This is a genomic window from Streptomyces lavendofoliae (assembly GCF_014649735.1).
Classification (GTDB): Bacteria; Actinomycetota; Actinomycetes; order Streptomycetales; family Streptomycetaceae; genus Streptomyces; species Streptomyces lavendofoliae.
Genome location: NZ_BMTP01000007.1, coordinates 1 through 17024, shown reverse-complemented (window position 1 = coordinate 17024; position 17024 = coordinate 1). Strand labels below are relative to the sequence as shown.

18 protein-coding genes are annotated in these 17024 nt (G+C 73.1%); 5 read left to right on the top strand and 13 right to left on the bottom strand.

Annotation, left to right across the window (positions count from 1 at the left end; genetic code table 11):
• The first annotated feature begins 71 nt into the window (after nucleotides 1-71).
• Entirely contained in the window at nucleotides 72-2510 is a 2439-nt protein-coding gene (locus IE109_RS14770; protein ID WP_189551337.1) for a beta-glucosidase family protein, read from the top strand.
• Here the strand turns inward: IE109_RS14770 and IE109_RS14765 are convergent.
• Nucleotides 2507-3454 (bottom strand): aldose epimerase family protein, encoded by a 948-nt coding sequence (locus IE109_RS14765; RefSeq protein ID WP_189551336.1) that lies wholly within the window; start codon nucleotides 3452-3454, stop codon nucleotides 2507-2509. The genes IE109_RS14770 and IE109_RS14765 overlap by 4 nt on opposite strands.
• An 11-nt stretch (nucleotides 3455-3465) precedes the next feature.
• Nucleotides 3466-4350, bottom strand: coding sequence for an SGNH/GDSL hydrolase family protein (locus IE109_RS14760; protein WP_229891119.1), 885 nt, complete (start codon nucleotides 4348-4350; stop codon nucleotides 3466-3468).
• A gap of 273 nt (nucleotides 4351-4623) precedes the next feature.
• On the opposite strand from IE109_RS14760, the gene IE109_RS14755 reads away from it, so the two are divergent.
• Complete coding sequence (locus IE109_RS14755; RefSeq protein ID WP_189551334.1) at nucleotides 4624-5118, top strand: DUF3145 domain-containing protein; 495 nt, start codon at nucleotides 4624-4626, stop codon at nucleotides 5116-5118.
• Nucleotides 5119-5236: 118 nt separating this feature from the next.
• Here the strand turns inward: IE109_RS14755 and fabF are convergent, their stop codons facing one another.
• From fabF to IE109_RS14730, 5 genes are all read right to left on the bottom strand, one after another.
• Nucleotides 5237-6499 carry a beta-ketoacyl-ACP synthase II gene (gene fabF / locus IE109_RS14750; RefSeq protein WP_189551333.1) on the bottom strand — a complete coding sequence of 421 codons (1263 nt, stop codon included), beginning with the start codon at nucleotides 6497-6499 and terminating at the stop codon, nucleotides 5237-5239.
• A 67-nt stretch (nucleotides 6500-6566) separates the two neighbouring features.
• Nucleotides 6567-6815, bottom strand: coding sequence for an acyl carrier protein (locus IE109_RS14745; RefSeq protein WP_064071140.1), 249 nt, complete (start codon nucleotides 6813-6815; stop codon nucleotides 6567-6569).
• Nucleotides 6816-6897: 82 nt separating this feature from the next.
• Entirely contained in the window at nucleotides 6898-7899 is a 1002-nt protein-coding gene (locus IE109_RS14740) for a ketoacyl-ACP synthase III (RefSeq protein WP_189551332.1), read from the bottom strand.
• A 16-nt stretch (nucleotides 7900-7915) separates the two neighbouring features.
• Nucleotides 7916-8857: an ACP S-malonyltransferase gene (locus IE109_RS14735; RefSeq protein WP_189551331.1), complete on the bottom strand. Its 942-nt coding sequence runs from the start codon at nucleotides 8855-8857 to the stop codon at nucleotides 7916-7918.
• A gap of 89 nt (nucleotides 8858-8946) precedes the next feature.
• Nucleotides 8947-10131, bottom strand: a complete 1185-nt coding sequence (locus IE109_RS14730) for a PucR family transcriptional regulator (protein ID WP_189551330.1) — start codon at nucleotides 10129-10131, stop codon at nucleotides 8947-8949.
• A 117-nt stretch (nucleotides 10132-10248) separates the two neighbouring features.
• On the opposite strand from IE109_RS14730, the gene IE109_RS14725 reads away from it, so the two are divergent.
• On the top strand, nucleotides 10249-10908 hold the full coding sequence (locus IE109_RS14725) for a pirin family protein (protein ID WP_229891116.1): 660 nt from the start codon (nucleotides 10249-10251) through the stop codon (nucleotides 10906-10908).
• Nucleotides 10909-10986: 78 nt separating this feature from the next.
• On the opposite strand, the gene IE109_RS14720 is transcribed toward IE109_RS14725, so the two are convergent.
• From IE109_RS14720 to IE109_RS14695, 6 genes are all read right to left on the bottom strand, one after another.
• A complete protein-coding gene (locus IE109_RS14720; RefSeq protein ID WP_189551329.1) occupies nucleotides 10987-11358 on the bottom strand; it encodes a GvpU-like protein in 372 nt (123 codons plus the stop codon).
• A gap of 45 nt (nucleotides 11359-11403) precedes the next feature.
• Nucleotides 11404-11709, bottom strand: coding sequence for an SCO5918 family protein (locus tag IE109_RS14715; protein ID WP_189551328.1), 306 nt, complete (start codon nucleotides 11707-11709; stop codon nucleotides 11404-11406).
• A gap of 35 nt (nucleotides 11710-11744) precedes the next feature.
• On the bottom strand, nucleotides 11745-12161 hold the full coding sequence (locus IE109_RS14710) for a CBS domain-containing protein (RefSeq protein WP_189551327.1): 417 nt from the start codon (nucleotides 12159-12161) through the stop codon (nucleotides 11745-11747).
• A gap of 64 nt (nucleotides 12162-12225) precedes the next feature.
• A complete protein-coding gene (locus IE109_RS14705) occupies nucleotides 12226-13713 on the bottom strand; it encodes a DEAD/DEAH box helicase (protein WP_189551326.1) in 1488 nt (495 codons plus the stop codon).
• Nucleotides 13714-13987: 274 nt separating this feature from the next.
• The gene (locus IE109_RS14700; RefSeq protein WP_033176054.1) at nucleotides 13988-14191 is read right to left on the bottom strand and encodes a cold-shock protein; all 204 of its coding nucleotides are present in this window, start codon (nucleotides 14189-14191) and stop codon (nucleotides 13988-13990) included.
• Nucleotides 14192-14498: 307 nt separating this feature from the next.
• Nucleotides 14499-15320, bottom strand: coding sequence for a serine hydrolase domain-containing protein (locus IE109_RS14695; RefSeq protein WP_189551325.1), 822 nt, complete (start codon nucleotides 15318-15320; stop codon nucleotides 14499-14501).
• 87 nt (nucleotides 15321-15407) lie between these two features.
• On the opposite strand from IE109_RS14695, the gene IE109_RS14690 reads away from it, so the two are divergent.
• Together IE109_RS14690 and IE109_RS14685 are read left to right on the top strand one after the other, a co-directional pair.
• Nucleotides 15408-15875: a MerR family transcriptional regulator gene (locus IE109_RS14690; protein WP_189551324.1), complete on the top strand. Its 468-nt coding sequence runs from the start codon at nucleotides 15408-15410 to the stop codon at nucleotides 15873-15875.
• Nucleotides 15872-16888 (top strand): aldo/keto reductase, encoded by a 1017-nt coding sequence (locus IE109_RS14685; protein WP_189551323.1) that lies wholly within the window; start codon nucleotides 15872-15874, stop codon nucleotides 16886-16888. Before IE109_RS14690 ends, IE109_RS14685 begins: the two co-directional genes overlap by 4 nt.
• Nucleotides 16889-17024: the final 136 nt, after the last annotated feature.

Below are 17024 nucleotides of genomic sequence, written 5' to 3'. Positions count from 1 at the left end.
GGTGCCGGGCGCACCATGGGGCGTACCGCACGCACGCCGACCCGCACGCACGCCGACCCGGAGGTACGACAGTGGCAGACGCGACCGGCAGCCGGTACGACGAGGCCGTGGAGGCGGCGCTCGGCACGCTCGACCTGGACGCCAAGACCCGCCTCCTGGCGGGCCAGGACATGTGGTCCCTCCCAGCCCTCCCCGCAATCGGCCTGGAATCGCTGGTCATGTCCGACGGCCCGATCGGCGTACGCGGCGTCCGCTGGACCGCCGACGACCCGTCCGTCGCCCTGCCGTCCCCCACCGCGCTCGCCGCCACCTGGGACCCCGGCCTGGCCCGCCGCGCCGGGCGCCTCCTCGCCCAGGAGGCCCGCCGCAAGGGCGTCCACGTCCTCCTCGCCCCCACCGTCAACCTCCACCGCTCACCGCTGGGCGGGCGCCACTTCGAGGCGTACAGCGAGGACCCGTACCTCACCGGCGAGATCGGCACCGGCTACGTCCTCGGCGTCCAGGACGGCGGCGTCGCCACCACCGTGAAGCACTTCGTCGCCAACGACGCCGAGACCGACCGCTTCACCGTGAACAACGTCGTCGCCCCCCGCCCCCTGCGCGAGCTGTACCTCGCCCCCTTCGAGGCGATCGTCACCCAGGCCCGCCCCTGGGGCGTCATGACCGCCTACAACCAGGTCAACGGCCGCACCATGACCGAGCACCACCAGCTGGTCAACGAGGTGCTGCGGGGCGAGTGGGGCTTCGACGGCGTGAACGTCTCCGACTGGACGGCCGCCCGCCACACCCGGCGCGCCGTCGAGGGCGGCCTCGACATCGCCATGCCCGGCCCCGTCACCGTGTACGGCGACGCCCTGGCCGCCGCCGTCCGGGCCGGCGAGGTCGACGAGGCGCTCGTCGACCGGGCCGTGCGCAACGTGCTGCGGCTCGCCGCCCGGGTCGGCGCCCTGGCCGGCGCCGGACCGGCCGTCGCCGCGCCGCCCGCCCCCGTCGACGGCGCCGCCCTCGCCCGCGAGATCGCCCGCCGCTCCTTCGTCCTCCTGCGCAACGACGCCGCCCTCCCGCTCCAGCCCGGCGGCACCGTCGCCCTCCTCGGAGCCGCCGCCCGCGACGCCCGCGTCCTGGGCGGCGGCTCCGCCCAGGTCTTCCCCGGTCACACCGTCTCCCCGCTCGACGGCCTCACCGCCGCGCTCCCCGCCGGTGCGCTGACCTACGCGACCGGCGCCGACCCCGGCGACGAACCCGCCCCCGCCGGTCAGGGCTTCACGCTGCGCGCCGTCTGCCGCGACGCGGCCGGGAGGATCATCGGCGAGGGGTCGCTGCCCAGCGGCCAGGTCCAGTGGATCGGGGACGACCTGCCCGCCGGCGTGACCCACGAGAACCTGCACAGCGTCGAGGTCACCGGCACCTTCACGCCCCGCGAGAGCGGCGAGCACGCCTTCGGCACCCGTGGCCTCGGCGCCTTCACCCTCACCGTCGCGGGCGAGACGCTCTACGACGGCGTCCAGGAGACCGGCGACGAGGCCGACCCCTTCGAGGCGCTCTTCGGGGCCCCGCTGGAGCGCGGCGCCGTCGCCCTCACCGAGGGCGTCCCCGTCGGGGTGTCGCTGCTCCACCCGCTGGACCGGGAGCACGCGGCGCCGCTGCCCGCCGTGCTGTTCTCCCTCGTCCACCGGGGCCCGCGCCGCGACCCCGACGAGCTGATCGCCGAGGCCGCCGACGCCGCCCGCGCCGCCGGCACCGCGATCGTCGTGGTCGCCACCACCGAACGCGTCGAGTCCGAGGGCTTCGACCGCGCCGGCCTGACGCTGCCCGGCCGCCAGGACGACCTGGTGCGGGCCGTCGCCGCCGCCAACCCGAACACCGTGGTGGTCGTCAACGCGGGTTCCCCCGTCGAGATGCCCTGGCGCGACGACGTGGCGGCCGTGCTGCTGAGCTGGTTCCCCGGCCAGGAGGGCGGCGCCGCGCTCGCCGACGTCCTCCTCGGCGCCGAGGAGCCCGGCGGCCGCCTCCCCACCACCTGGCCGGCCACCCTCGCCGACGCACCCGTCACCCGCGTCGTCCCGGAGGACGGCGAACTGCGCTACACCGAGGGCCTCTTCACCGGGTACCGCGCCTGGGACCGGGCCGGCACCGCCCCCGCGTACCCCTTCGGCCACGGCCTCGGCTACACCACCTGGGAGTACGAGTCCCTGGAACTCACCCCGGACACCGCCACGGTCCGGGTCCGCAACACCGGCACCCGGCCCGGCCGCGAGGTGGTCCAGCTGTACGTCGCCCCCGTGGACGACCCGGTGGAGCGCCCGGCCCGCCGGCTGGCCGGCTTCGCGGCCGTCGAGGCCGGCCCCGGCGAGGCCGCCGAGGCCGGGATCCCGCTCCCGGGGCGCGCGTTCGAGATCTGGGACGAGGGGGCCCGCGCCTGGACGGCGATCCCGGGGACGTACGAGATCCAGGCCGGCCGCTCCGTGACCGACACCCGCCTGCGCGCGCCCCTGGAGGTGGAGGGCTAGCGGACCCCGAACGCGTACACGGTCCGCGACGCGTAGACCTCGCCCGGCCGCAGCACCGTACTGGGGAACCGCGGCCGGTTGGGGGAGTCCGGGAAGGCCTGCGTCTCCAGCGCGACACCGTCCAGGTGGTCCGGGGCGTACACCTGGAGCCCCGGCTCCGTCGTACGGACCGTCAGCAGGCGTCCCGTCGCCGGGGAGTACAGCTCGGCCGCCGGGGCGCCGCGCTCCCCGTCACCGCCGTCGCCGCCGTCGAGGACGAAATTGTGATCCAGGCCCGTTCCCACCGGGCGCCACGCGCGGAAGTCGAGGCGCGTGCCGTCCACCTTCGCGATCTCACCGGTCGGGACCGAGGCGTCGTCCAGCGGCGTGTAGTGCGCGGCCGCCAGCCGCATCTCCTGCGCACCGCCCAGGTTCCAGTACGTGTGGTTCGTCAGGGCCACCACCGTCGGCGCGTCCGTCACCGCCTCGTACGCGATCCGCAGCGCGCCCCGCTCGTCGAGCGTGTACGTCGCGGAGACCTCCAGCCGCCCGGGGAAGCCCTCCTCGCCGTCCGGGCTCACCCGCGACAGCCGGACCCCGCCGTCGACCGGCTCGGCGTCCCACACCCGCTTGTCGAACCCGCGCTCACCGCCGTGCAGGCTGTTCGGCCCGCCGTTGAGCGCGAGCCGGTACGTACGCCCGTCCAGCGTGAACGACCCGCCCGCTATCCGGTTCGCGTACCGCCCCACCAGCGCCCCCAGGTACGGCCCCGGGTCGGCCTCGTAACCGGCCGGCGAGTCGTGGCCCAGCACCACGTTCGCCACGGCACCGTGCCGGTCGGGCACCTCCACCGACTGCACGATGCCGCCGTACGTCAGCACCCCCACCCGCGTACCGCCCCGCTCCAGGACCCAGCGGTGGACAGTCGTTCCGTCGGCCAGCCGGCCGCACTCCTCGGCGCTCATGCCCGTCGAGCCTACGCGGGCGGAACCGGCGCCGTGACGTTGCGGTAGGCGATCTCCGCCAGCCGCTCCTGACCGTCACCGCTCGGGTGGAACCAGTCCCAGGGGCTCAACTGCTCACCGGTGAACCGGTACGCGAACACCGCCCCGCCGTCGTACCGGCACAGCCGGTCCCTCGCGCACACGTCCCGCAGCACCCCGTTGTACGCGATCACCCGCCGGTACACCTCCTCGCGGCGCTCCCGGGCGGCCGGACCGAGGTCGTCGGCGTCCCGCAGCATCGACGCGCACACGCCCAGCTTCCACACCTGCTTGCCGAGCGCGCTGCCCCGCCCGGTCGACCACAGCCGCATCAGGTCCGGCACGCTCGACACGTACACCTGGCTCTTCGGCGCCACCTCGCGCAGCTCCCGCAGCGCCTCCTCGAAGGAGGCGCGGAAGTCCGCCACCGGCGTCATCAGATCGGTGCTGTCCCGGCAGGCGTCGTTGGCGCCCATCGTCACGGTCACCAGCCCCGGCCTCCTCGCCGCGGCCTTCGCCATCTGGCTCGGCAGCTCCGCCACCCGCGCCCCGGACCTGGCCAGGTTCCAGCTGCGCGTGGGCAGCGCCGACGGGCCCAGCAGCCGCCGCGCGAGGCTGTTGACCCGCGCGTCCGCGCCGGTCGCCCAGGACACCTCCGGGCAGTCGACCAGGATCCCACAGGCGTCGAACCCACGGGTGATCGAATCGCCGACGGCCGCGATGGAGGCGGGGCTCGGGTCCCACGCCGGGGTGGGTCTCGGCGACGGGGAGGGGCGCGCCGCCGCACCCGGACCCCGTTCCGGTGGCGCCTCGCACCCGGACGCGCCCACGGCCGCCACCAGGGCGGCTGCGGTCGCGCACGCGGCGAACGGTCGTATACGGCCTCGTCGGCTGGCGGGCATCCGGTAGCCCTTTCGTCGGCGTCCTGGCGAGTGAAAGCTTGGTGTCGAGCTCCCCCGGGCAGACCGTACGTCATCCCAAGCGCCCCGGCGCACGGTAGCTTTTCCCCGTCGAACCGTCAGGCGCCTTCGCCGACCGGCTCCGGTAAATTACATCACGTCACATGCTGTCCCTTTTGCGGAGTTTCACTCCCGATGCTGTTTACTGAGGCCGCTGGGAAAGGCGAACCTCGTCCCACACTGGAGGTCCCGGTGACGACACGTGGAGTCCTGTACGTACACTCCGCACCGCGCGCGCTGTGCCCGCACGTCGAATGGGCGGTGGGGGGAGTGCTCGGTGCGAGGGTCCAGCTCGACTGGATCCGGCAGCCGGCCTCCCCGGGCACCTGGAGAGCGGAGTTCTCCTGGCGGGGTGAACCCGGCACCGCCTCCAAGCTGGCCTCCGCCCTGCGCGGCTGGCAGATGCTCCGCTTCGAGGTCACCGCCGAGCCCTGCGCCACCGCCGAGGGCGAGCGCTACAGCGCCACGCCCCGGCTGGGCATCTTCCACGCGGTGACCGGCATGCACGGCGACATCCTGATCCCCGAGGACCGGCTGCGCGCCGCGCTGGTCCGTTCGGCCCAGGGCGAGACCAAGCTGGAGGCGGAGATCGCCCGGCTCCTGGGCAAGCCCTGGGACGACGAGCTCGAACCCTTCCGGTACGCCGGTGAGGGCGCCCCGGTCCGCTGGCTCCACCAGGTCGTCTGACCCCACCGTCGCCCGGGGCTCGCCCCCGTACCGCCGCGCGGCGTGGACATGGCTGTGGGCCCGCCCCCCTCGAAGGGGGCGGGCCCACAGCCATGTCCTACGGTCGCCGACCGCCAGGTCAGACCGTCCGGAACGCCAGCACCACGTTGTGGCCGCCGAACCCGAACGAGTTGTTGATCGCGGCGATCGTGCCCTCCGGGAGCGGACGCGGGGTGTCGCGCACGATGTCCGCGTCGACCTCCTCGTCCAGGTCGTCGACGTTGATGGTCGGCGGGGCCGTGCGGTGGTGCAGGGCCAGGACCGTGGCGACGGTCTCGATGCCGCCGGCGCCACCCAGGAGGTGGCCGGTCATCGACTTGGTGGCCGACACCGCGACGTGGTCCAGGTCCTCGCCCAGCACCTTGCGCAGCGCCTTGACCTCCGCGACGTCACCCTGCGGGGTGGACGTGGCGTGGGCGTTGAGGTGCACGACCTCGGCCGGCTTGAGGTCGGTGTCCTCCAGCAGGTTCTGCAGGGCGGCGGCGATCCCGCGTCCCGTCGGCTCCGGCTGGGCGATGTGGTGGCTGTCGGCCGACAGGCCCTGGCCGAGCGCCTCGCAGTACACCTTCGCGCCACGCGCGGCGGCGTGCTCGGCGGACTCCAGGACGACGACGCCGGCGCCCTCGCCGAGGACGAAGCCGTCACGGCCCTTGTCGTACGGGCGCGAGGCCTTCTCGGGCTCGTCGTTGTTCTTCGACATCGCCATCATGTTGGCGAACGCGGCGACCGGCAGCGGGTGGATCGCCGCCTCGGTGCCGCCGGCGACGACCACGTCGGCACGGCCGGTACGGATCATCTCGATGGCGTAGCCGATCGCCTCGGCGCCCGACGCGCAGGCCGAGACCGGGGTGTGGACGCCCGCCCGGGCGTTCACCTCCAGGCCGACGTTGGCGGAGGGGCTGTTGGGCATCAGCATGGGCACGGTGTGCGGGGAGACGCGGCGTACGCCCTTCTCCTTCAGCACGTCGTACTGGTCGAGCAGGGTCGTCACGCCGCCGATGCCGGAGGCGATGACGGAGCCGAGCCGCTCGGGCTCGACGGACGCGTCCTCGCCCGCCGGGCCGGTGAAGCCCGCGTCCGCCCACGCCTCACGGGCCGCGATCACGGCGAACTGCGCCGAGCGGTCCAGCTTGCGGGCGAGCGGGCGCGGCAGCACCTCTCCCGGGTCGACGGCCGCCGGGGCCGCGATCCGGACGGGCATGTCGGCGAAGCGGTCACCCTCGAGGGGCTTGACGCCGGAGCGTCCCGCGAGCAGACCTTCCCAGGTCGAGGCGGAGTCGCCACCCAGCGGTGTGGTTGCGCCGATACCGGTGACGACCACGGTGCGATTGGTCGAGTTCACAGGAATTCTTTCTCCACGTGTATGAGGTATGCGGGGAACGCGGCGCCACCGCCGGGTGGCGGTCCGATCAGTTCTGGTGCTTCAGGATGTAATCGGCGGCGTCGCCGACCGTCTTGAGGTTCTTGACGTCCTCGTCGGGGATCTTGACGTCGAAGCGCTCTTCGGCGGCGACGACGACCTCGACCATGGAGAGCGAGTCGACGTCCAGGTCGTCGGTGAAGGACTTGTCCAGCTGGACGTCCTCGACCGGGATGCCGGCGATCTCGTTCACGATGTCGGCGAGACCGGCGACGATCTCTTCCTGAGTGGCGGCCATGTGGCGCTCCTTCGGTGTGTGTCTCAGAGGTGTTTCTCAGAGGGTTTTGAGGCTGATCGTCCGGAGAAACCCCGAACGGTGTCTAAGGGAGGGTAACGACCGTCGCGGCGTAGACGAGACCCGCCCCGAAGCCGATGACGAGCGCGGTGTCACCGCTCTTCGCCTGACCGGTCGCCAGGAGCCGCTCCATCGCGAGCGGAATCGAGGCGGCCGAGGTGTTGCCGGTCGTCTCCACGTCCCGGGCGACCGTGACGTGCTCCGGCAGCTTGAGAGTCTTCACCATCGAGTCGATGATCCGCATGTTGGCCTGGTGCGGGATGAAGACGTCCAGGTCGGCCGCCGAGATGCCGGCCGCGTCCAGGGCCTGCTGGGCGACCTTCGCCATCTCGAAGACGGCCCAGCGGAACACCGCCTGGCCCTCCTGCGTGATCGCGGGGAACTTGTCGACCGTGCCGTCGCGGTAGTCGGTCCAGGCGACGGTCTGCTTGATCGTCTCGGACTTGTCGCCCTCGGAGCCCCACACCGTGGGGCCGATCGCCGGCTCCTGGGCGGGACCGACGACGACGGCGCCGGCGCCGTCACCGAACAGGAAGGCCGTCGCGCGGTCCTCCAGGTCGGTCAGGTCGCTCAGCCGCTCCACGCCGATGACGAGGACGTACTCGGCGGAACCTTCCACCACCATGCCCTTGGCGAGGGTCAGGCCGTAGCCGAAGCCGGCGCAGCCCGCCGAGATGTCGAACGCGGCCGGCTTGCCGGCGCCGATCTTGTCCGCGATCTCGGTGGCGACGGCGGGGGTCTGCTTGAAGTGCGAGACGGTGGAGACGATGACGCCACCGATCTGCTCGGCCGTGATCCCCGCGTCCGCGATGGCCTTGCCGGCCGCCTCGACCGACATCACCGTCACCGTCTCCTCGGGCGAGGCCCAGTGGCGGGTGGCGATGCCGGAGCGCGAGCGGATCCACTCGTCGGACGAGTCGATCGTCTCGAGGATCACCTCGTTCGGCACGACACGGGTGGGCCGGTAGCCGCCCACACCCATGATGCGCGCGTACGGGGCGCCCTGGCTGGGCTTGATCTTCGCCATGCTCTACGGCTCCTTGTCAGACGGCGGGCGTCGTGTGCTCGGCGATGAGCGCACGGGCCGCGTCGAGGTCGTCCGGCGTCTTCAGGGCGACCGTCTTGACACCCTTCAGGGCGCGCTTGGCGATACCGGTGAGCGTGCCGCCGGGGCACACCTCGACCAGGGCGGTCGCGCCCAGCTGCTGGAACGTTTCCATGCACAGGTCCCAGCGGACGGGGTTGGCGACCTGGCCCACCAGACGGGCGACGACGTCGGCACCCGTGGCGACGGTCCGCCCGTCCTTGTTCGAGACGTACGTCACGGTGGGGTCGGCGACCGTCAGGCCGTCCGCCGCCTTCTGCAGCGTCCCGACGGCGGGCGCCATGTGGTGCGTGTGGAACGCGCCGGCGACCTTCAGCGCCACGACCCGGCGTACGCCCTCGGGCGGGTTCGCCTCCAGCGCCGCGAGCTGCTCCATGGTGCCGGCGGCGACGATCTGGCCGGCGCCGTTCACGTTGGCCGGGGTGAGCCCGAGCTTCTCCAGGTGCGGGACGGTGACCTCCGGCTCACCGCCCAGCAGCGCGGACATGCCGGTCTCGGTGACGGCGGCGGCCTCGGCCATCGCCAGACCGCGGGTCCGTACGAAGCCGAGCGCGGCCGTGTCGTCGAGGACACCCGCGAACGCGGCCGCCGTGATCTCACCGACGCTGTGGCCGGCGACGGCGCCCGGGGAGCCCGCCGCGCCGGCGGCGAAGGTGCCGAGCGCGGTGGCGGACAGCAGACCGGCCGCGACGAGCAGCGGCTGGGCCACCGACGTGTCGCGGATCGCGTCCGCGTCGGCCTTGGTGCCGTAGTGGACGAGGTCGAGCCCGATGGCGTCGGACCACGCGGCGACGCGGTCGGAGGCGCCGGGCAGGTCGAGCCAGGGAGTCAGGAAGCCGGGCGTCTGAGCGCCTTGGCCGGGAGCGACGAGTACGAGCACCCTCACACTCTCTCTTGTGGACGGCCTCCGGCGCCCGTGAGGACAGGGACGAAGAACCGTCAGGGGAATTGTGGACGTTCGACAAAAGTCTAGGACTGAGGATCTCCGTCGACCAGACGTCCCAGGATCAGCGCGATTCGCAGCGTGAACGCGGACCGCACATCGGACGGTGACCATCCGGTGACGTCGGTCACACGTCGGAGCCGGTAGCGCACGGTGTTGGGATGGACGAACAGCATCCTGGCCGCGCCCTCCAGACTGCTCGCCTGCTCCAGATAAACGCTCAAGGTTTCCAGGAGCGCCGAGCCCGCCTCCTCCAGCGGTCTGTAGATCTCCTCCACCAACTGCTCGCGCGCCGACGGGTCGCCGGCCATCGCGCGCTCCGGCAGGAGATCGTCCGCCAGCACCGGCCGCGGCGCGTCCTGCCAGGCGGAACACGCCTTCAGCCCCGCCGCCGCGGCCTGCGCGGACCGGGTGGCCGCCAGCAGGTCCGGCACGATCGGCCCGGCCACGACCGGCCCGGCGGCGTACGGGCCGATCAGCGCCTTGGCGACGTGCAGCGGGTTGTCGCTGCCGCCCGCGATGACCACCAGCCGGTCGCCCAGCACGCCGGTGAGCACCTGGAGCTTGGCGTGCCGGGCCGCCCGGCGGATCGCCTCCACGGTCAGCTCGCTGTCCCCGTCCGGGGCCGTGCCCAGGATCACGCACACGTGCTCCGGCGAGTTCCAGCCGAGTGCGGCGGCCCGTGAGACCGCGCCCTCGTCCGCCTCGCCCGACAGCACCGCGTTCACCACCAGGGACTCCAGCCGGGCGTCCCAGGCGCCGCGCGCCTCGGCGGCCTGGGCGTACACCTGGGCCGTCGCGAAGGCGATCTCCCGGGCGTACACCAGCAGCGCCTCGCGCAGCACCGACTCGTCGCCCGGAGCGGCGACCTCCTCGATCGCCGACTCCATGACCTCGATCGTCGTCCGCACCATCTCCACGGTCTGGCGCAGCGTGATGGCGCGGGTCAGCTCGCGCGGGGCGGTGCCGAACACGTCGGTCGAGATGGCCTGCGGGGTCTCCGGATGCCGGAACCACTCGGTGAACGCGGCGATACCGGCCTGGGCGACCAGGCCGATCCACGACCGGTTCTCCGGGGGCATCGCCCGGTACCAGGGCAGCGTCTCGTCCATGCGGGCAATGGCGCTCGCCGCGAGCCGCCCGGATGACTGCTCCAGGCGCTTCAGGGTGGCGGCATGGGGATGGGTGTCGTTCGCTGCGGGTTCAGGCACGGGACAAGACTGCCTTATCCGGACGGGGCAGTGCGGCGCCGGGTCTACGGTGGTCCCGTGAGTTCATGGCATCCAGACGCCGCGGCGGCCGCCGCGCGGCCCGGCCCGGGCACACCCGTGTGGTCCGTGCGGCGGGCCGGTGAGCGCTACCGCGGTGGCGGGGCGACGACCGGCATAGAGACCCTGCACGCCTTCTCCTTCGGGCGCCACTACGACCCCGACAACCTCCGTTTCGGCGCCCTGCTGGCGTGCAACGAGGAGCGGCTCGCACCCGGCTCCGGGTTCGACGAGCACCCCCACAGCCACACCGAGATCGTCACGTGGGTCGTGGAGGGCGAGCTGACCCACCGGGACTCGGCCGGGCACACCTCGCGGATCGGCCCGGGTGACGTACAACACCTCAGCGCGGCGGCCGGCGTCCGGCACGAGGAGCGCAACGACGGTGACGCGCCGCTGGTCTTCGTGCAGATGTGGCTCGCCCCGAAGGAGCCCGGCGGCGCCCCGGCGTACGAGGTCGTGCGGGGCATCGCCGACGCGACCCCGTACGCCGTGCCGGCCGCGGGCGCGACGCTCCACGTGCGCCGCCCGGACGCTCCCGGCGAGCGCGTCGCCGTCCCGGACGCGGCCTTCGTGTACGTCCACGTCGTGCGCGGCACCGTACGGCTCGGCGACGACGACCTCGCCCCGGGGGACGCGGCCAGGATCACCGGCGCGCGGGGACTGGAGCTGGAGGCACTCGGCGCGGCCGAGGTGCTGCTGTGGGAGATGACCGGCTGACCCCGCCCGCGGGCCGCGGCGACCGGGGCGGTGAGCACGGCGCGCGGTGCGCCCCGTGGGGGCGCACCGCGCGGGCGGTCACTGGTCCGAGTAGCTGAAGTCGCCCACCGTCCAGGCGCTGACGTCTTTGATGGCGATGCGGTACATCCCGCCGGTCTCGGGGATGCCCACCTGGCCCTGAAGGATTCTGGCGACGTGGAAGTGCAGGTGGGTGGGTGTACCGGACGGGCGCGACCCGGTGCCTCCGGGCGGGGCGAAGGTGCCGGCGAACGGACCGAGCCGGTCCGAGTCCCTCAGTACCTCGGCCACCCGCTGCCGCCACACGCTCTCGGGCGCCAGGCGGCCCGTGATGACGGCTCCGTGGACCACGACGGTGAGGGACATCTGAGTGGTTTGCTCCGACTCCACCGTGGCGGCGATGTCAACGAGCAGTTCATCAGGGTTCGACATGGGCGTTGATTCTAGAACCCGGCGCGCTCCCGCGGACGCCGGAGGTCACCGGAGCGCCCCGCCGCCGAGGAGCGCCGTCGCCGTCTCCAGCGGGGTGGCGGCGGTCGCCGGCGCGGCCGTGGCGTCGTGGCAGGTGAAGCCGAGCCGGGTCAGCGCCCTGGTCACCTCGGCGGAGGAGAAGTCACGGCGGTCCTGCCTGGTGATCACTTCCCCCACCTGCTTGACGGGGTACGTACGGCGTCCGATGGTCACGGACGGCCCGGTGACGGGTTCGGGGCGGATGCCCTTCATCGACTCCCGGACGTCGCCGGCGAACAGGTCGAAGGGGAAGTGGGCGATGACGCAGCGCATGGGGCCTCGGGAGGGTGAGGAGGGGAGCGGAGGGCTCAGGGGAAGAGGGACAGGATGCCCAGCGGGTAGCCGTGCTCGTCGACCACGGGGGAGACGTCCAGCGTCCGGCCGCGCATCGCCGCCTCCGCGTCGCCCAGGACCGCCGCGGAGCAGGTGAACGGCCCCCGGTCGAGGGGGATGTCGCGCAGCCGGGTGCGGTCGACGTACCAGGAGCCGCCGCGGTGGGCGGCGAGCTGCGCCCGGGTGACCAGACCGGAGCAGCGGCCGGTCTCGTCCTGGATGAGCAGGTGCTCGACGCGGGCGCTGATGAGCACGGACATGGCCACGTCGACCGTCATGTGGTCGTCGACCTGCGGTCCGGGCGCTTCCATGGCGTCACGGGCGGTCAGGCCCGTGCCGTGGGTCACCACTGTCGCGCGGGTGACCGCCGGCCGTGTCTGAACCTGCGTCAAGGGCTTCTCCTTCGTGGGACGTGGGGCGTCGGACCGTTCGATCGGGAGCGCGTCCCGAGGCGCCCTACGCGGCGGCGGTGGCGGTGGCGCCGCGGCCCCAGCGGGACGGACGGCGGCGCCGCCCGCGACCGGCGGTGCCGGGGCCCTTGGCCCGCTCGGAGGCCGGCGCGGTGATGACGACGGGCACGCCGGAGGGCGTCCGGGCGCCGGTGATGCGGTTCAGTTCCGCCTCGCCGGAGCGGACCCGGGTGACCCGGGCGGTGATGCCGGCGTCGGTCATCAGGCGCTCCATGCCGCGTCGCTGCCCCGGCAGGACCAGGGTGACGACGGTGCCGGACTCGCCGGCGCGGGCGGTGCGGCCGCCGCGGTGCAGGTAGTCCTTGTGGTCCGTGGGCGGGTCGACGTTGACGACGAGGTCGAGGTCGTCGACGTGGATGCCGCGGGCGGCGACGTTGGTGGCCACCAGGACGTTGACGTGCCCGCTCTTGAACCGGTCCAGGGTGCGGGTGCGCTGCGGCTGGGACTTGCCGCCGTGCAGGGCGGAGGCGCGTACGCCGACGGCCAGGAGGTCCTTGGTCAGCCGGTCCACCGCGTGCTTGGTGTCCAGGAACATGATCACCCGCCCGTCGCGGGCGGCGATCTCCGTGGTGGTGGCGTGCTTGTCGGCACCCTGGACGTGCAGCACGTGGTGCTCCATCGTCGTGACCGCGCCCGCGGAGGGATCGACGGAGTGGACGACCGGATCGCTGAGGTAGCGGCGGACCAGGAGGTCGACGTTGCGGTCCAGGGTGGCCGAGAAGAGCAGGCGCTGCCCGCCGGCCTGCACCTGGTCGAGCAGGTGGGTCACCTGCGGCATGAACCCCATGTCGGTCATCTGGTCGGCCTCGTCCAGGACGGTGATGGCGACCTGGTCCAGCCGGCAGTCACCGCGGTCGACGAGGTCCTTGAGCCGGCCGGGCGTCGCCACGACGACCTCGCTGCCGCCGCGCAGCGCGCCCGCCTGGCGGCCGATCGACATCCCGCCGACCACCGTGGTGAGCCGCAGGTGCAGCGACCGGGCGTAGGGGGTGAGCGCGTCGGTCACCTGCTGGGCCAGCTCACGGGTGGGGACGAGCACCAGCGCCAGCGGCTGCCGGGGCTCGGCCCGCTTGCCGGCGGTACGGGTCAGCAGGGCGAGCCCGAACGCGAGCGTCTTGCCCGAGCCGGTGCGCCCGCGGCCCAGGACGTCCCGGCCGGCCAGCGAGTTCGGCAGCGTCGCCGCCTGGATGGGGAACGGGACGCTCATGCCCGCCGAGCGGAGCGCCGCCAGCAGGCTCGCGGGCAGGCCGAGGTCGTCGAACCTCTCGACCGGCGGCAGTGCCGCGCTGCCGCCCACCGGAAGGGCGAACTCGCCCCGCAGCGGGGCGGGCCGGCGCCCGAAACCGCCACCCGTTCGTCCGGCGGCAGCCGGACGGGCCGACCCCTGCGGGCGGCCACGGCCGCCCCGGCCGGAGCCGGCGGTGGTCGTACGGGAGCGGTAGGAGCTGTCGTTCGTGCGAGCGGTGCGGTTCATGCGGAACCTTCCTCGATGCGGCACGTATCGAGGAATTCCTCCCGGCGGCGGGGCCGCACGAGGAATTGCAAGAACGAACCGAGAAAATGGACGACACACGTGCGGGCGCCGAGGGCGTCACCGCTTCGTCCGGGGGAGCGCCGGGAATACGAGCCGGAAGAAGCGGCAATCAGTATTCGCGCGCGAGACCGTCGTATCGGACGGGAAGAAAAAGCCGACGAGCCGGGGCCCGCACCCATGGTGCGGGCCCCGGCACGCGTCGTACGCGTCAGCGTCAGGCGGGAACGATGTTCTCGGCCTGCGGGCCCTTCTGGCCCTGCGTGACGTCGAAGTTCACCTTCTGGCCTTCCTGAAGCTCGCGGAAGCCGGAAGCGGCGATGTTCGAGTAGTGGGCGAACACGTCAGCGCCGCCGCCGTCCTGCTCGATGAAGCCGAAGCCCTTTTCCGCGTTGAACCACTTCACGGTGCCAGATGCCATATTTGATCTCCCTTTGGGGCAGTGCCCGGAGACGCACCTTGCGACTCCGGAGTCGCTGGGATGATTTCCCCTCCGGAAAACACCGGAAAAATGAACGCAAAGTCATTGGGAACCACAACTGCAACTGAGAACACAGTAGCACGGTGCGGGCCGGAGCGGGCGATACGTTTTCGGCTCCGGCCCGGCGGGTCGGGAAAATGTCATCCACAATTTCCCGTAATTCTGTACCGGTGGTGACAGGTATGTGTTCCCCGCCGGGCCGGTCGGTAGTCCTCCGTACGGGCGCGGCGGGCCCGCCGCCGGACGGTCAGCGGGCCGCCGCGAGGTCCGCCAGCACCGCGTCCGTGAACGGCGGCCACGCCTCGACCGCCCACGGCCCGAAGGGCCGGTCGGTCAGCGCCACGCACGCCGCCCCCGCGTCGGGGTCGATCCACAGGAACGTGCCCGACTGGCCGAAGTGGCCGAAGGCGCGCGGGGAGGACGAAGTCCCGGTCCAGTGCGGCGACTTGCCGTCGCGGATCTCGAAGCCGAGCCCCCAGTCGTTGGGCCGCTGGTGTCCGTACCCGGGCAGGATTCCGGTCAGCCCCGGGTGGACCACCGACATGGCCTCCAGCACCGTGCGCGGGTCCAGCAGGCGCGGCGCCTGCACCTCCGCGGCGAAGCGCACCAGGTCGTCGACCGTCGACACGCCGTCCTTGGCGGGCGAGCCGTCCAGCGTCGTGTCCTTCATCCCCAGCGGCTCCAGCACCGCCTGGCGCAGGTACTCCGGGAAGGGGATGTCGGTGGCCGAGGCCACGTGGTCGCCCAGCACCTCGAACCCGGCGTTGGAGTAGATCCGCCGCGTGCCCGGCTCCGCCATGACCCGGTGCTCGTCGAAGGCCAGGCCCGACGTGTGGGCGAGCAGGTGCCGCACCGTCGACCCCTCGGGCCCGGCCGGCTCGTCGAGCTCGACCGCCCCCTCCTCGTACGCCACGAGCACCGCGTACGCGGCGAGCGGCTTGGTCACCGACGCCAGCGGGAACCTCCGGTCCGTGGGGCCGTGCGCCCCGGCGACCGTGCCGTCCGCGCGCACCACGGCCGCCGCGGCGGTCTCCACCGGCCAGTTCTCGATCATCGCCACACTTCGCATGCGTCCGAGCGTATCCCCGTGCCCGTGCGCGCCTTGCCGGGGAACGGGCTTGCCTGGAGTGCACTCCAAGGTCCTAGCGTGGAGGCCATGACGGTGATCGAGAGCACCCCCGTACGGACCGGGCGCCCCGGGCCCTGTGTGTCCACGCCACCTCCGCATCCGCGTCCCGACGGGCAGGACCGCTACACGATCAGCGAGGTGTCCGCCTGGACCGGGCTCACCGCGCACACCCTGCGCTGGTACGAGCGGATCGGACTGATGCCGCACGTCGACCGGTCGCACACCGGTCAGCGCCGCTTCACCAACAGGGATCTCGACTGGCTCGCCTTCGTCGGCAAGCTGCGGCTGACCGGGATGCCGGTGGCGGACATGGTCCGCTACGCCGAGCTGGTGCGCGAGGGCGAGCACACCTTCGAGGCACGGCAGGAACTGCTGAAGGCCACCCGGCGGGACGTACGGGCCCGGATAGCGGAACTCCAGGACACGCTCGCCGTGCTCGACCACAAGATCGACTTTTACGCGGGTGCCCGACGGGCCCCGGAGAGGACCACATGAGCACCGAGAAGATCGCGACCGTACGCCTCGGCTCCGACGGCCCGCTGGTGGGCGTGCAGGGCTTCGGCGCCATGGGCATCAGCGAGTTCTACGGCGACACCGACGAGGCCGCCGCCCGCGACACGCTGGAGGCCGCGCTGGAGGCCGGGGTCACCCTGATCGACACCGCCGACATCTACGGCCGCGGCGCCAACGAGGAGTTCCTCGCGCCGTTCGCCGCCGCTCACCGCGACGAGATCACCCTGGCGACGAAGTTCGCCATCGAGCGCACCGACGACCCCCACCACCGGGGCGTGCGCAACGACCCCGCGTACATCCGGTCCGCCGTCGAGGGCAGCCTCCGCCGCCTCGGCGTGGACGTCATCGACCTGTACTACATGCACCGCCGCGACCCGGCCGTGCCGCTCGCCGAGTCCGTCGGCGCCATGGCCGAGCTGGTCGAGCGCGGACTGGTGAAGCACCTGGGGCTGAGCGAGGTGACCGGGGCGGAACTGCGCGAGGCGCACGCCGTGCACCCGATCACCGCGCTCCAGTCCGAGTGGTCGCTGTTCTCCCGTGACGTGGAGCACAGCGCGGTGGGCGCCGCGGCCGACCTGGGCGTGGCGTTCGTGCCGTACTCGCCGCTCGGCCGCGGGTTCCTCACCGGCGCGTTCACGGACGCGGCGGCGGAGCTGTCCGGCACCGACTTCCGCAAGCACCAGCCCCGCTTCACCGGTGACAACGCCCGCCGCAACGCCGCGCTGCTGGAGCCCGTCCGGAAGGTCGCCGAGGCGCACGGGGTGACCCCGGCCCAGGTCGCGCTCGCCTGGGTGCAACAGCGGGCGGAGGTGCACGGCCTGACCGTCGTGCCCATCCCCGGCACCCGCAAGCGCGCCCGCCTCCTGGAGAACGCCGCCGCCACCCGGATCACGCTCGGCCCGGACGAGCTGGCGCAGCTGGAGGCGATCGCCGCCCAGGTGGCCGGCGACCGGTACCCGGACATGTCGCTCACCTCCGCCGCCCGGGAGGCGTAGCCGCTCCGCCCCGCCCACGGGCCCGCGCCCGGCCCCGCCCGTACGCGCACGGGCGGGGCCGGGCACGTTGCCGGTGGGGGGGTGCCTCTATGTTCCTCGTCAAGCGTGTGGGCAGCTTCGGCCCGAGGTTCGATCT

Bases quoted from the DNA above. Each gene is read 5' to 3' on its own strand.
- IE109_RS14715 (WP_189551328.1), bottom strand. From the start codon at position 11,709: ATGCGCTGCGTCATCGCCCACTTCCCCTTCGACCTGTTCGCCGGCGAC.
- IE109_RS14720 (WP_189551329.1), bottom strand. From the start codon at position 11,358: ATGTCGAACCCTGATGAACTGCTCGTTGACATCGCCGCCACGGTGGAG.
- IE109_RS14685 (WP_189551323.1), top strand. From the start codon at position 15,872: ATGAGCACCGAGAAGATCGCGACCGTACGCCTCGGCTCCGACGGCCCG.
- IE109_RS14765 (WP_189551336.1), bottom strand. From the start codon at position 3,454: ATGAGCGCCGAGGAGTGCGGCCGGCTGGCCGACGGAACGACTGTCCAC.
- IE109_RS14695 (WP_189551325.1), bottom strand. From the start codon at position 15,320: ATGCGAAGTGTGGCGATGATCGAGAACTGGCCGGTGGAGACCGCCGCG.
- IE109_RS14700 (WP_033176054.1), bottom strand. From the start codon at position 14,191: ATGGCATCTGGCACCGTGAAGTGGTTCAACGCGGAAAAGGGCTTCGGC.
- IE109_RS14705 (WP_189551326.1), bottom strand. From the start codon at position 13,713: ATGAACCGCACCGCTCGCACGAACGACAGCTCCTACCGCTCCCGTACG.
- IE109_RS14745 (WP_064071140.1), bottom strand. From the start codon at position 6,815: ATGGCCGCCACTCAGGAAGAGATCGTCGCCGGTCTCGCCGACATCGTG.
- IE109_RS14740 (WP_189551332.1), bottom strand. From the start codon at position 7,899: ATGGCGAAGATCAAGCCCAGCCAGGGCGCCCCGTACGCGCGCATCATG.
- IE109_RS14690 (WP_189551324.1), top strand. From the start codon at position 15,408: ATGACGGTGATCGAGAGCACCCCCGTACGGACCGGGCGCCCCGGGCCC.